This window comes from Bradyrhizobium betae (assembly GCF_004123905.1).
Classification (GTDB): Bacteria; Pseudomonadota; Alphaproteobacteria; order Rhizobiales; family Xanthobacteraceae; genus Bradyrhizobium; species Bradyrhizobium betae_A.
The window spans coordinates 1-13,888 of sequence record NZ_MZXW01000024.1 but is presented as its reverse complement, the minus strand read 5'-3'; the positions used below and the strand labels follow the sequence as shown (position 1 = coordinate 13,888).

General features: G+C 58.1%; 7 protein-coding genes, 1 tRNA gene and 4 pseudogenes. 9 read left to right on the top strand and 3 right to left on the bottom strand.

Features of this window, described 5'->3' with window-relative positions; all coding sequences use genetic code 11:
• Positions 1-202 precede the first annotated feature (202 nt).
• From B5V03_RS21710 to B5V03_RS21700, 3 genes are all read left to right on the top strand, one after another.
• Positions 203-1,207: a TRAP transporter substrate-binding protein gene (locus B5V03_RS21710; RefSeq protein ID WP_129272432.1), complete on the top strand. Its 1,005-nt coding sequence runs from the start codon at positions 203-205 to the stop codon at positions 1,205-1,207.
• Between the two features lie 241 nt (positions 1,208-1,448).
• Positions 1,449-2,045 (top strand): Spy/CpxP family protein refolding chaperone, encoded by a 597-nt coding sequence (locus B5V03_RS21705; RefSeq protein ID WP_129272431.1) that lies wholly within the window; start codon positions 1,449-1,451, stop codon positions 2,043-2,045.
• Positions 2,046-2,215: 170 nt separating this feature from the next.
• Positions 2,216-2,291, top strand: a tRNA-Lys gene (locus B5V03_RS21700).
• 164 nt (positions 2,292-2,455) lie between these two features.
• Here B5V03_RS21700 and B5V03_RS21695 read toward each other — a convergent pair.
• The gene (locus tag B5V03_RS21695) at positions 2,456-3,982 is read right to left on the bottom strand and encodes a hypothetical protein (protein WP_129272430.1); all 1,527 of its coding nucleotides are present in this window, start codon (positions 3,980-3,982) and stop codon (positions 2,456-2,458) included.
• 59 nt (positions 3,983-4,041) lie between these two features.
• Complete coding sequence (locus tag B5V03_RS21690) at positions 4,042-4,503, bottom strand: hypothetical protein (RefSeq protein ID WP_129272429.1); 462 nt, start codon at positions 4,501-4,503, stop codon at positions 4,042-4,044.
• Between the two features lie 465 nt (positions 4,504-4,968).
• Between B5V03_RS21690 and B5V03_RS21685 the strand changes: the two genes are divergently transcribed.
• The 4 genes and pseudogenes from B5V03_RS21685 to B5V03_RS21675 all read left to right on the top strand — a co-directional run bounded on the left by B5V03_RS21685 (position 4,969) and on the right by B5V03_RS21675 (position 10,977).
• Positions 4,969-6,627, top strand: coding sequence for a DUF6119 family protein (locus B5V03_RS21685; protein ID WP_164988189.1), 1,659 nt, complete (start codon positions 4,969-4,971; stop codon positions 6,625-6,627).
• Between the two features lie 260 nt (positions 6,628-6,887).
• Positions 6,888-8,906 (top strand): annotated as a pseudogene (locus tag B5V03_RS21680) (protein kinase domain-containing protein); the annotation flags it as partial.
• Positions 8,907-9,017: 111 nt separating this feature from the next.
• Positions 9,018-9,308, top strand: a pseudogene (locus tag B5V03_RS42400) (AI-2E family transporter); the annotation flags it as partial.
• Positions 9,309-10,299: 991 nt separating this feature from the next.
• Positions 10,300-10,977 (top strand): Crp/Fnr family transcriptional regulator, encoded by a 678-nt coding sequence (locus tag B5V03_RS21675; protein WP_129272427.1) that lies wholly within the window; start codon positions 10,300-10,302, stop codon positions 10,975-10,977.
• A 573-nt stretch (positions 10,978-11,550) separates the two neighbouring features.
• Here the strand turns inward: B5V03_RS21675 and B5V03_RS21670 are convergent.
• Positions 11,551-12,420, bottom strand: a pseudogene (locus B5V03_RS21670) (IS110 family transposase); the annotation flags it as partial.
• A 28-nt stretch (positions 12,421-12,448) separates the two neighbouring features.
• Between B5V03_RS21670 and B5V03_RS21665 the strand changes: the two are divergent.
• Complete coding sequence (locus B5V03_RS21665; RefSeq protein WP_349643398.1) at positions 12,449-13,081, top strand: trans-sulfuration enzyme family protein; 633 nt, start codon at positions 12,449-12,451, stop codon at positions 13,079-13,081.
• Positions 13,075-13,761: pseudogene (locus B5V03_RS21660) on the top strand (IS5 family transposase); the annotation flags it as partial. The gene B5V03_RS21665 and the pseudogene B5V03_RS21660, both read left to right, overlap by 7 nt.
• Between the last annotated feature and the right edge of the window lie 127 nt (positions 13,762-13,888).

The window sequence follows — 13,888 nt, the reverse complement described above, 5'->3', positions numbered from 1 at the left end:
CACTGGGATTGTCCCATTGCGGAGACACCCTCTCCCCAACCCTCTCCCGCATGCGGGAGAGGGGGCGCAGCGGCGTTCATGATGAATAGCTGCCCTGCTAACGGCCAATAGCGGCTCAGCGTCCCAGCCGCTATTGATGCTCCCGGCTATTGGATAGGCGCCCGCATTGGGCAGCCCAAGAGAATAACAACAGGGAGAGACTATGCGCACCTTCGCGATCGCGGCGTCCGTCGCGGTACTGGCATTTGGCTTGACTGGGCTGGCATCGGCCCAATCGCCCATCATCATCAAGTTCAGCCATGTCGTCGCCACCGACACGCCGAAGGGCAAGGCGTCCGAGAAGTTCAAGGAGCTCGCCGAGAAGTACACCGGCGGCAAGGTCAAGATCGAGGTCTATCCGAACTCGACGCTCTACAAGGACAAGGAAGAGCTCGAGGCGCTTCAGCTCGGCAGCGTGCAGATGCTGGCGCCGTCCAACTCCAAATTCGGCCCGCTCGGCATCCGCGAGTTCGAGGTGTTCGATCTGCCCTACATCCTTCCCGACCTGAAGACGCTGCGGAAGGTGACGGAGGGACCGCTCGGCGTCCGCCTGCTCAAGCTTTTGGACTCCAAGGGCATCACCGGCCTTGCCTATTGGGACAACGGCTTCAAGCAGATGAGCGCCAACAAGAAGCTCATCACGCCGGCTGACTATCAGGGCGTCAAGTTCCGCATCCAGTCCTCGCGCGTGCTGCAGGCCCAGTTCAAGGCGCTCGGTTCGCTGCCGCAAGTGATGGCGTTCTCGGAAGTCTATCAGGCGCTGCAGACCGGCGTCGTCGACGGGCAGGAGAACACCTGGTCGAACATCTATACGCAGAAGATGCATGAGGTGCAGAAGTACATCACCGAGACCAATCACGGTTACATCGGCTACGTCGTGATCGTGAACAAGAAGTTCTGGGACGATCTGCCGGTCGACATCCGCGACCAGCTTTCGAAGGCGATGAAGGAAGCCACCGACTTCAACAACGCGCAGTCGCAGAAGGAAAACGACGACGCGCTTGCCGAGATCAAGAAGAGCGGCAAGAGCGAGATCATCAAGCTCACGGCCGAGCAGGACGAGGCGATGCGCAAGGCGATGGAGCCGGTCTACAAGGACGCCGCAAGCCGCGTCGGCCAGCCGCTGATCGACGAGTTCCAGAAGGAAGCCAAGAGCACCACGAACTGAGCGCACTACGAATTAACCGCACGACGAACCAGCTCACGTCGTGCATGGATAAATCATGCATGAACAAAGGGCTTCCGTGCCGGCACGGAAGCCCTTTTTGTTGCAAATCATTTCAGTATGCATCTGAACAGACATTCACGGCAGTTACATCTCTGTCAGAACGGCTTCCCTGTCCAAGTTGTAAGTTGCGCGTAAGGCGCTTGGCGCTCATCTTCACGGCATCCTTCCAGAGGAGGTCCTTATGAGGAAGTTCACCATCGCCGCCATCGCCGTGCTCAGCATCGCCGGCTCGGGCGCGGTCTATGCCCAATATCATCACCCGTGGATGGAGCACTTCCGCCACATCCGCATGAACCCGGAAGACCGCGCCGCCTTCGTCGACGCGCGGATCGCCGCGGTCCATGCCGGGCTCAAGCTCAATGCCGACCAGGAGAAGCTGTGGCCGCCGGTCGAGGCCGCCGTGCGCGACTTCGCCAAGCTGCGCATCGACCGCGCCAATGCGCGCATGAATGCCGGCCCCGGTAGCGCGGACAAGCCGGAGGATCCGGTCGCCCGCCTGCGCGAGCGCGCCGAGGACATGGGCGCGACCTCCGCGGCCCTGAAGAAGATCGCCGATGCCGCCGATCCGCTCTACAAGACCCTGGACGAGGGCCAGAAGCGGCGCCTCGCCGTGCTGACCCGCCACCGCGGCCCGTTCGGCGGCGGCGAGGACGGCCCGCCCCGGCACTTCATGGAACGCGGCATGGATCGCATGATGGAGCGCGGCATGGACCACTTCCATGGCGATCGTTTCGACCGCGATGGCGGCCCGGACCGGGATCGCGAGGGTCGGCTCTGAGCGATCAGGGGTTTTGCGGGGATCAACCCGGAGGTTAACCTTGGCGAAGCCGCTGGAATCCAGCGGCTTTTCGCTTTTTGGGGATGGTGGAAAAACCTTCACCGCATCGCTTGCCATCCCCGGATCGCTTTGCTAAACGACCGGCCTCGCAAGGCATTTGACCGCCTTTCGGGCGCATAGCTCAGTTGGTAGAGCAGCTGACTCTTAATCAGCGGGTCCCAGGTTCGAGCCCTGGTGCGCCCACCACCCTCAAGCGATTGGCCCGCAAGGGCTTTTTTAAATTCCTCGACAGAACAAACCGGGTCTCATGCGACGCTTTTAATGGTCGTACGTCGCACGCCGTGCGACGAGTCGGATAAACAGGACCGAAGCCCATCCACCACTCTAACACGAGACCCACCGGTCCGCGTTCAGCTCTTCATGCCTTCCTTCCGCACCTGCAATTCAAGCCTGTCGATACCGAAATCGGCGCGAGCCGCATTGCGGGCGCGGTAGTGCTTCACGATGGTCTGCGCGCTTCGGTATGAATGCCCAGTGATGTCGCAGATCGTCAGCAAGTCACAGCCAGCCCGATCCAGAAGCATGACGCAGGTATCACGTAGGTCTTGGTCGTGCTTTTGGTCGAGTTCGCCGGCGCCGTTGACGAACATGAGCGCGGGGCAAGGCCTTAGACGCCATGCTGTCTCATGGCCATTGCTGTCGCGTGCGGTCTGCGCATCCAGCCATTCCGCTAATGCGCGCTTGCGCTGATCGACCGCTCGGGCGCGCTGCGCCTTTTTCTCCTCATCGAGAGGAAAGGGGGCGAACAGCTTGTCGACGTTTTTAATCAGTTCGGCGTTCAGTCGCTCTGCGCGGACAATTGCCTGGCGCGCGTTGTCGCGCGCGAGAAAGCCGAAGATAGCGACGGCCCGTGCGGTCGACACCCAATGGCGATAGGTACTCTCGTCATAAGGCTCACCATTGTCCTCGTTGACCACGAGCTCGGGTGGCACCTTATCCAGTTGAAGCCGAAGCTTGAGTTCCTTTATCCGTGCACGCGAGGCATTTAGCCGTGCGCTGAGTTGTGGCGCCTCCTTGATGTCGACAAGCTCGCCAGTCTTGCTCTGCCGGAACGCGTGCCGGCCCTCGACGTCGCCCTCATTGCGCATAATTAAACGGTCAGTCTGGCGTTGCCCAGTGAACAACGCCAGATGGAAGCTGTCCCCGACCGAAGGCCGTTCGATCGCATCGGCTGCTGCGACCCACGCGGAAAATTCGGACATCGCAACCTGTACGATGCGTCCGTCTGGATGATCGAACTCCATGCCTTCTCGCGGGTTGGGTCCGAGACGCCACAAGACGCTTTCCTGCCCCCAAGTGAATGCCGCTGAGAGCGTGGCGATCATCGAGAGCGCCATATGATGGCCGCGAGCCGATTTCGCATAGTTATAGAAGGCGCGGAACTCCGGTTTGCCGATCGATGTCGGAGTGGCAGTCGCGATCGCCTCGAGCTCTCGTGCGGGCTCGGCCACGCCGAGCAGCTTGGCAGCACGGATTTCGGCACGCATCTTTGCCGCGGATTCGCGTGATTGCGGTCGGTACAAGATAGCGGAGATACATTTTCGATAGGAAGATTGTGAGGCGGACGACAACGCCTTGAACTCAACCGACTTGCTCCAATCGTCCAGAAGATCTTCGATCGTAGAACGCTTCCGGATCGTAATTTTCTTCGGCAGCTTACCGGCACGGCGAGCCGCCTCAATTTCCGACTTTCGTTTGTCTGAAAAGTCTGAGGCTTCTTGGAGATTGAACCACGCACCGACCGGACGTCCCTTTTCATCGTACGGCGGATGGCGCAGGTCGGCATCGACAAAGCCGAGTGCCCTGGCATAAGCGCCGTGCGACGAGCGAGGACGGCCATCACGCCACTTCACATGGGGAAACTTGGGATCGGCCATAAAGAGCCTGAGTGCCAATGAGAGATGGCACCCATTGGAATCTAGCGCGATCTAGTCTGTCAAGCGTCGTGCTGGCCGTAGGCTCTGCGCAGCCGCTCGCGGTGTTCCTCGTCGCTTGCTGCCGGCGGTGGCGTGAATGCGTCATTAGCAATCGTCTTTGGGCGCATAGGATGGTATCGGGTAAGCCAAGCATCGAAGCCGGTACGTTCCCATTTCAGCGGTCCTCGCTCGCTGATCGGCGAAGGCAAGCCATCGCGCTCGTGCCTGAGGCGGCGCGTGCGATAGAATGTATCTAGAGAGACGCCAATCGCTGCCGCGACCTCGGTCGAAGAATAGGGTGGCTGCATGCTCTGGGGACGCAAACGCATAATGCCTCGCCACTCTTGGCTTTTTGAGCGAAGTCTTGGCGAAGCAAAATGAACAGATAAAGCTACAGGCGAAAAGCATTCCTCACCGCGCGTAGGGAATTCGGCTTCTTTGGAGTACGGAAAGGATGTCCCCGGCGCTAACACGTCGGACATTTGTCCGCCGCCTTCGGGGGGCAAGACTGATGCGGCGAGCCAACCCTCGCATCATGGCGGCGCAGATTCCACTGGTCGGTCAGCCGGTTCGAACATGCAACCAGACCGTTATGAGCGGCAGACTATCGACCAGCTTCGTTGATTTTGCTGCGTTTTTGTTTGAACTTGATCGCGTTCGTCGTGGTTTGTTCGTGTCGTTTGTGGTGCGAAACTGGTGCGGTCGGTGAAGTAGGCAGGCTTCACCATGTTGTCGTCACGCCCCACGAAGGCGAGGCACCCAGTACGCCGCGGCTTCTCGGGCCTTGCCGCGCCCGCGACTCGGCACGCAGGGCCACAGTCCGTCCAATGATCGATTGAGCAAGTTCGGGGCTTGCCAACCGTGGGTTGCTAATGACTTAGTTACGGCGGGGGCGGTCACTATTTTGAAGCCCGTTCGCTCTAAAGGCTTATTGGCTGAGGTCGCAAATGGCTGATGGGGGAGTTAAAGCAAACAAGTCGATGAGCCTTTCCGTAAGGCTTCTTCGAAGTGGGCGTACCATCGACGATTCCTTACGGGACGGCCATGAGCTTGAAGAACGGCCTTCCGAAGCTGGAAGGTTGTTTGTTGGCCAGGCGCCTGCGGTACCGCCGACTTGGTTCGATTTTGTCAGCGGATTTGCAACGGGAGGGCTCCGTCGGCTTGTAAACCAAAGCTGTGCTGCGGTGCTCTTCTTGGAGGTAATCCCCGACGACAAGCGATTTGCGAAGCGCACTGTGGTTCTTACTTTCGGGACCGGCCATCATTCGCTCGATCCCGACGCCCTTGAGCGAAGTTTTGGTTTGAAGGTCGTTCTGAATGCGGTCGCTCGCTCAAATCTACGCAGCCTGGATATCGCCACGCTTGATGCCACAACTTTTCAGAAACGCATTCAGGCAAGTCGCGATGCCGATTTGCAAGGATTCGGAATTGACGTCGATCGGGACCTATTGAGGCTGGCCGCCGGATCACCGAAGGACAATTCCTTCGCAAGGTCGCTGGCTGGCAAAGACGCTCTGACCTTGCATACGAAGACCTCGCCTGCTGACGTCATCGAGAAATGCAAGACGGCCCTCAAACTCCATCAGGCCACCGACTACAAGGTGGATTTCGGTTTTATCGACTTCATATCTCCGGTTCGGCAGCAGGATCTTCTCGAGCAACTGGACTCGCTAGCCTTTGTGGAGCTGCAAGAATTGGTAAAAGGGCATGCGTCGGACCTTCACATCACGTTGCCGGACATCCTAAGCCCCGAAGAGAGTGCCGAGGTTGGGTATTTCGGTATCGGGTTAAAGTCGGGGCGCAAGCAAGTCTATACGCAGATTGCGATTGAGGATTACGTCGAGGAGCTTAGGGCTGGACAGATCGCGGAAATCGCCGATATGGCTGAACTTCGCGGCAGCCACGAGATACGTGTGATCACCGATGGCGAGGGCGACAAGAAGCAGAGGCGAAAGCTGTATGACTGCTTTGTCTACGAACTCACCTATAAGAGCGATACATATGTCCTGTTTGCGGGGGACTGGTTCGTGGTCGATAAGGCGTTTCACGCGGCTGTAGAAAATGACTTCGCCAAGCTGGTGGCGAAAAAGCCATTTGTCGCGTCTACCAAAACCGAGAGCGAGCGCGAATTCATCACTGAGCTCGACGCGCATAAGAATCTACTCAATCTGGATCAGGTAAAGCTGTCGCCTGCAAGCGCGCCGGGCGCCAACCTCGAACCCTGTGATTTCCTCTCGACGACAAAGCAATTCATCCATCTCAAAGACGGCCACTCATCGGCGCCGATCAGCCACCTGTGGAATCAGGGTGTCGTGTCGGCCGAGTCCTTCGTGCGTGACGAAAAATTCCGGATCGATCTCCGGAAAGAGGTCAAGAAGCGGCAGACAAGATCCAAGAAGGCAGGTTTTGACGCTATTCTTCCTGATGGACGTTCGAAGCCTGTGCCGAGTGAGTTTACGGTGGTATTCGGGATCATGCGGGACCGGTACAAGAAATCCGGCGTCATCAGCATTCCCTTCTTCAGCAAGGTCAGTCTTCGATCCGTTGCTGATCGTATTCAACTCATGGGGTTTCCGGTGGAGGTTCATTTGGTGGAAAAGCTATAATCGGGCAACACCACATGAGGAAAATGGCTCCGCGCAGGTCGGACTTAGTACGTAGACTTTGGTCACAAAGGCTTTGCTGTGACTTGTAGAGCGGTTCAAAATAGGCGAGAAATAGTGAGTTACAATCGGAGATAGTTTTTTCCCTTCAGGCGGGTTCGGGGGCCCTCCAGCAGTTGAGTTCGAGCTTCAATCAGGCCGCAGCGCCGCGCATCATTGATGGCCGCTACGCTCTCACCAACGATCCTGTCAGGCACGGGGGCATGTCGACCGTCAGCAAGGCGGTCGACCTGCATACTAGTAGGTTTTGCGCAATCAAGAGAATGAAGGCAGGAGGGGGCGACACCGATCTCCGCTTCAAGGATAGCTTCAATCGAGAATACGCCGCCCTGAACGAACTCTGCCAGCATCCAAATATCGTGGAGCTGCTGGATGCCGGAGCCGACGAGGCCGGCTTCTACATGGTCCTTGAATGGGTACCGACCAATCTTGTTGATCTCATTACGCGCCGGGGGCCATTCGAATGGCGGGAGTTCTATCCGTCCATAGGCCGCCCCATACTCGATGCGTTGGTCTATGCTCAGAACCGAGGATGGAACCATCGTGACATAAAGCCTCAGAACATCCTCATCAATGATAAAGACGTACCGAAACTCTCCGACTACGGTATAGCAAAGCAGTTCGAGCGACCGTCCCTCGGATTAACCTTCGCGCAGTTCCGTTCGGCTCCGTTCACCCCTCCCGAAGATGACGGCGGAGAGTGGAGCTGTTCTCGGGATTGCTTCTCGTGGGCTGCTGTGGCGGTATATTCTCTTTCCGGGAAGATGCCGGCCGATTACGGCGAGCTGTCTGAGCTGCTCGCCAGTCTGGACCAGAGTTCGGTCCCTTCATCGTTGTTGCAGCTGGCACTCTCGCACATCCCTTCCGAGCGGCCTCCCCTCGCGAGCGGCCTGTTGGCGGACCTTGATGCGATCGCCGCCGTATCGGCAGCGAAATCTCGGCCAGAATTCACTTGCTACATCCGGTTCGAAGCGGAGTGCATGCAGCGCATTCTCCGGCAGATCGATCGGAATGATCCTGGAGATGCCGAGACGTTCGTCCTCCACGAATTGCACGAGGTGGAAGTCGGGTTGCAGTATATCCCCGCGAAGGAGGGCACCGACGAGCTGCTCCGTATTACTGCGGTGACGTGGACGTTCGAGGCGCGCAGGTTGTCTAAGAACAGCGAGCGATGGTCTATCCGAAGAGCATGGCAAGGGGGAGCAGCTAACGTCGAGCGCGAGCGGGAACTGTGCTTTCGCGCTCCCATCATGTTCTCCTTCGGAGAACCACCGGACGTCGAGCAAGCAACCGAGGAGGTCCGGGAGCTCGTCTTTCAGATAGAGGCCTTCGAGCAGGAGAGGAGAGAGCGGGCGATTACCCAGCGGCGCGAGCGGGTGTTTCGGCTATGGTATTCATTCCTTCGCAACAAGGCCGATTACGAGGAGAGTCGCGAAAACGCAATCGTCTACACTGACGCGAAGCGCACAGATAACGCGGTGACGCTGTCGACCGAACTGCCGGTAGGCCTCGAGTTGATCGGCCAATCGCGCGTGATCAAAATCGCTTCCGGCGCACATGTCTTCTGCGACATCGTTGACGTCAATCTTCAAGAAGTCGTGGTCATAGCGACTTTCGGCGACTCGAGTTTGATCCCACGACAGGGACGCCTGGAGCTCAACACGATTGCAGCGGAAAAGGCCATTGAGCGGCAGCGCCGAGCGCTCGATTCCATCAACTACGATCGGGCGGCGAGCTCAAGGCTTAAGTCCTTGCTGGTTGAGCCCTTGGCGGCACGACCAGCGGCCGCCCTGACCGTCCCACCCGCTACCTCGGGTTCGTTCGATCTGGAAAAGCAGGAGATCTTGTCGAGGGCCTTAGGGCTGCAGGACATCTTAGCGATCCAAGGCCCTCCGGGCACGGGAAAGACGAGGCTGATCGAAGAGATCATTGTCCAATATCTGCTCCGGAACCCGCAGCATCGCGTCCTTCTATCATCGCAAACGCACGTGGCGCTGGACAACGTCATCGATCGGGTGCGGGGGCGACAGCCCACCATCGATATCGTCAGGATCGGAAGGCTTGATGACCTTAAGGTCAGCGCCTCCTGTCGGGACCTCATCCTCGATCGCAAGGCCCAGGTTTGGTCAGAAACCGTGCGCGAGCGGGCACGCGCCTTCATTGCCGAATTGGCGAAGTCGAAAGGCATCGATCGGTCTAACATCGAAGTAGGCATGCTGGTCGAGCGATTGCTGCTATTGCTCCAGCAAGAGTCGAATATCAAAGAGTCGCTCTCGGGGGCCGACGAGCGTGTCAGATCGGTAGACGCGCAGGCCGAGAAGACCCTGATGGAAATTTTCGTGCTGGTCGGAATGCTGAGCTTCGAAAGCTTATGGTGGGCCTTGCTGCCGCCGGTCATCTACTTTGGCATTCATCTCGTCGAGGGTGAAACACTGACGCCCATGCTGCTTGCGCGGCGCTTCACGCTGAACCCGGTGTTGATCATCTTGTCGCTGGTGTTCTGGTTCTGGATGTGGGGCGTGCCTGGCGCGATCTTGGCCGTCCCCATGTTGGCTATCCTGAAGATCATTTCTGATAGATTGCGCCCGTTAAAGGCTCTCGGGCACCTCCTCGAGGGGAAATAGTGGCGCCGCCCCATCACGAGGGTATCCTTGTCTTGAGGACTGGTTTCGGCCTGTGAGATATTTTGATAGCCGGCGAGACGCCTGCTTTGCAGCAAAGCTCCCGGGCAATGGTCGAGCTATTGTATCGGACGCGTTTGAGAATTGCGTTCTTCAAAAGGCTTTTTTCACGCGCCCGAATACGTAACGATAAGTGCGGCAACTGCCAGAACGCAGCTAACGAGCAGCACCAGGAGAACCGGCCTGCCTAAAAGACCGCCTCTCGCCTCGACCGCCGTCTCTACTATTTGTCTTCCCTCTTTATGCATTGAAATCTCCTGTCAGAGGCCCAACATCAACGCATCGGTACGCGCTTACATCTAACCTGTTCCCGGCGCTTGCACATCAAGACTTGGTGAAGCCCGAATTACTCCGTGGCTCCCATCTAGCTGATCAGATGTTCTCTTTCCTCCGTCGGGACGACCACCGCGCCAGTAGCAAGGTGTCGGTTTATTCCGCGCCAGCACGGCGGTCGCGATTAGATGGCGACCAGAAAGCGCTCGCTGGAATCGCACTTCGCACACTCGAAAGTGCGTACATCATAGCCAGATGCGGCCGGTTCGATGCAAGACAGCCTCATTGGCTTGTGGCACTTAGGGCACGCTAGGATTCCGATTTCGGCCCGGCTGTAAAGTGGATCGGGATGGACGGATGGCATGATGCTCGCCTTGGATCAGGCGGGAGCGCGATACTCTCAGTCACCGGTAGAAGCCTATACGGGGCGGTGATGCAGCAGCATACTCTTCCGGGCTCTGGAGCCGCTGGTCAATATTGGTCAGCTTCCGAAACAAAGCCGCCAGTCCGACGTCTGGCCCACGAGGAGTCCCGGTTTCCCTTGCGGGACTCCCTCCAGCCAGTCAAATTCCCCTCACTATCCAAAGTAGCTGCTTCATTACGGCGTTGGAACCGCTATAATTTGAGGCCGCGCCCGTTCATCGGAGCAAAGGAGGCTCCTGTGGGGAAGCCAGCCAATAACGAGTTCGATCCCCAAACCTTTCTCGCCAAGGTAGGGGCCGGCAAGACGATCTTGAAATTGGAGAAAAATCGGCACGTCTTTGAGCAAGGTGACGCGGCGGATACGGTTTTTTACATTCAAAAGGGTAAGGTCAAGCTCACTGTCCTATCCGAGCAAGGCAAGGAAGCGGTAGTCGGGATTCTAGAACCGGGTCAGTTCTTCGGCGAGGGATGCCTCAATGGTCATCCATTGCGCATCGCGACCACAACGGCGATGGAAGAATGTGTGATTACCTCAATCACCAAAGAAGCGATGATTGCCACCCTTCATACCGAGCCGAAATTCTCGGAGTTGTTCATGGCGTATCTCTTGACCCGGAACAGCCGAGTTGAAGAAGATTTGATCGATCAGCTCTTTAATTCGAGCGAGAAGCGACTCGCGCGCCTTCTCCTTCTGCTCGCACATTTCGGAAAGGAAGGTATACCTCAGCCTATTCTATTGGATATCAGCCAGGAAACATTGGCTGAGATGATCGGAACGACCCGATCCCGCGTGAGCTTCTTCATGAACAAGTTCCGCAAACTTGGACTCATCAGCTACAATGGAAAGATAGAAGTTCATAATTCGCTGTTGAACGCTGTTTTGCATGACAAGCCCGAGATAGAGCGGAATGATTAACAAGCAAAGTCTGGACCGCTAGTGGCCCGAAGGCGAACATTGCCATCGTGTCCGGCACGCCGGCAGCTGGGGCCATAGCGGACATCGAGAAGACGCGGGCAAATCGACGCGATTGACCCGAATGTATGGTCCGGCCGCGCGTTGCAAGAGGTTTCGTCAACCTGTCAGATGCGGTCTTGCATCAATGTATCCGGCCTCTGATTGGAGCGTGCTGTGCTCCCGGCCATCCTGGATATCAGCGCGCATTCGAGCTGGTTAGCGGACAGGCCTCATCGGGCCATTCGGGTCACCAGTGTTCGCATGCGCCGGGAAGACCGATCCTCCATTGTTGTCTCATCCTCTCGCAGACCTCGGCGGGTAAGGGATGTTGGTTACGTCATCTCGATAGCTCCTCACTTCGCGCTGTTCCTTTGTTCGTGCCTGGCGCTCGTTCCTTCGTCCCGGCCTGCGCGCGCAGACGCGCCGCGCGCAAGGGGCCGTCAAGGCCGGCCGTCGTGCTGTCCTGACGTTCTTGCTCTGCCGCTGCCAGGCCGCGCCTTGACGGCCCTGAGCACGGCGCGAGGATCGGCCAGGTCAGGACGCCGTCTCCTCAGTCTTGACACACTCGAAGGCGCGTCCCTTGTTGAGAACCGCCCAAGCGATGCGGGCGAGCTTGTTGGCGAGCGCAATCGCCAGCACGTTGTGATGCAATCGCTTCTTGGCGGCTTCGATCCAGGATTTGAGGCCGTAGCGCTCCCAGCACTTGACCTTGACCAACACGACCCATGCGGCTTGGACGAACAGCGCGCGTAGGTAGCGATTGCCGCGCCTTGATATATTTCCGAGGATCGTGCGGTCGCCGGTCGATCCTGCTTCGGCACCAGTCCAAGCCAGGCGCCGAAGTCGCGCCCTTTCGAGAACACGTCTCCAGTGCCGATCGCGGCCACCATTGCACTGGAGATAAGCGGGCCAATGCCGGGCACCGTCATCAGTCGCTCGCAGGCCTTATCTTGACGGGCCAGCGTTTCGATCTCGCTAGAGCCCCTCGATACGCGCATCCGGCCGGCGCCAGTCTCCCGCCAGATCCTCGATGATGCGTAACATGCGAGGCGAGAGCACATCGGTGCGCGTCGCGAGGATACCCGGCAACTCGGACCGCAGGGAATGCAGGCCTTGGCGTACGGCGATGCCACGCTCCAGCAGAAGCGCACGGATCTGATTGATGACGCCGGTACGCTGACCGACCAATCGATCGCGGACGCGGTGCAGCGCCTGAAGGTCGAGCTGATCGGCTGTCTTGGTTGCGACGAATTTCATGGTCGGGCGTTGGACAGCCTCAGCGATGGCTTCCGCATCTCGGAAGTTATTCTTCTGTCCCTTCGAGTAGGGGCGCACGTATTTCGCCGGCAACAGGCGAGCGTCGTGGCCAAGCATTTGTAGCTTGCGGTTGAGGTGATGCGCGCCGAAGACCCTTTACGGATGCACCTTTGGGCTGCTGCATCACCAGATCGAGCGTTTTGGTATCGTCACACGGTTTGCTCACCTCACCGATCCGGAGAACCTCGCTGCCGTCCTAACGACCAAAACTCGGATGGTAATTACCGAGACGCCGTCCAATCCCAACATGCGCGTGGTCGACATTGCCGCGATCGCACAAATCTGCCGTCGGGTGGGTGTCTTGCTCGTCGTCGACAACACGTATTGTACACCTTACCTCCAGAAGCCGATCACGCTCGGCGCGGACATCGTCGTGCATTCGGCGACGAAATATCTTGGCGGGCATGGGGATCTACTCGCCGGCGCCATTGTTGCGCGCAAGGAGCATATCGATCAGTTCCGGTTCGTGGGAATCAAAGAGATGAACGGTGCTTGTATCTCGGCCTTTGATGCGTTCCTGATCCTGCGCGGATTGAAGACTCTAACCCTGCGCATGGACCCCCATTGCGAAACTGCCCTTAAGCTCGCCCATGACCTTGAAGGCCATCCGTCCGTGGAGCGAGTCTATTTTCCTGGTCTCGATAGCCATCCGCAGAAGATGCTGGCGAGCCGCCAGATGCGTTCCTTCGGGGGCATGATCGCCATGGAGTTAAAAGGTGGACTAGCCGCCGGACGCACCTTCGAGTGAATGACCGTCGTGTCCTCAATGGCATCTTCTGGGTCTTGCGCTCTGGAGCACCATGGCGCGACCTGCCAGAAAGCTTCGGTCCGTACACGACCTGCTACAATCGGTTCGTTCGCTGGCGACGGGCGGGCGTGTGGGCGAAGCTCATGAGTGCACTGGCTGGCGCTCATGATGCTGCCGTGCAGATGATCGACACGTCTATTGTTCGCGTACATCAACATGGGGCCTGCATCACAAGGAACCAGCGCCAATCGATGGGAAGGTCACGCGGCGGCTTGACGAGCAAAATCCACGCGGTGGTCGATGGCAATGGTCTGCCTGTACGGCTGGCGTTGAGTCCCGGCGAGGCGCACGACGTTCGACTGGCCGGAAAACTGCTGTCTCGTCTTAAATCCGGATCAATGCTGCTCGCCGACCGAGGCTATGACGCCGACTGGATCAGGGAGCTTGCCATGAAGAAGGGCGCGTGGGCCAACATCCCGCCGAAAAGCAATCGCAACAATCCGATCTGCTTTAGCCCGTACCTCTACCGCGCTCGCAATCAAGTCGAACGGTTCTTCAACAGGATCAAGCAATGCCGTCGGGTGGCGACACGCTACGACAGGCTCGCCGCCAACTACCTTGCATTTGTTCAACTCGCGTCAATCCGGTTGTGGCTGCGCCTTAATGAGTCCGCGTCCTAACACTACTTTGGCAGATTATTTGATTTTGTCGCGTTTTATAGGATTCCCGAATCGATTTTTCAATGATTCATGGGTGGTCGGCTCTTGGAGGGCTGACCATGCCGGGATGGGAAGACGAACTCGAACG

Excerpts from the sequence above, each read along its gene's own strand:
- B5V03_RS21695 (WP_129272430.1), bottom strand. The coding sequence starts at position 3,982 with ATGGCCGATCCCAAGTTTCCCCATGTGAAGTGGCGTGATGGCCGTCCT.
- B5V03_RS21685 (WP_164988189.1), top strand. The coding sequence starts at position 4,969 with ATGGCTGATGGGGGAGTTAAAGCAAACAAGTCGATGAGCCTTTCCGTA.
- B5V03_RS21690 (WP_129272429.1), bottom strand. The coding sequence starts at position 4,503 with ATGTCCGACGTGTTAGCGCCGGGGACATCCTTTCCGTACTCCAAAGAA.
- B5V03_RS21710 (WP_129272432.1), top strand. The coding sequence starts at position 203 with ATGCGCACCTTCGCGATCGCGGCGTCCGTCGCGGTACTGGCATTTGGC.
- B5V03_RS21705 (WP_129272431.1), top strand. The coding sequence starts at position 1,449 with ATGAGGAAGTTCACCATCGCCGCCATCGCCGTGCTCAGCATCGCCGGC.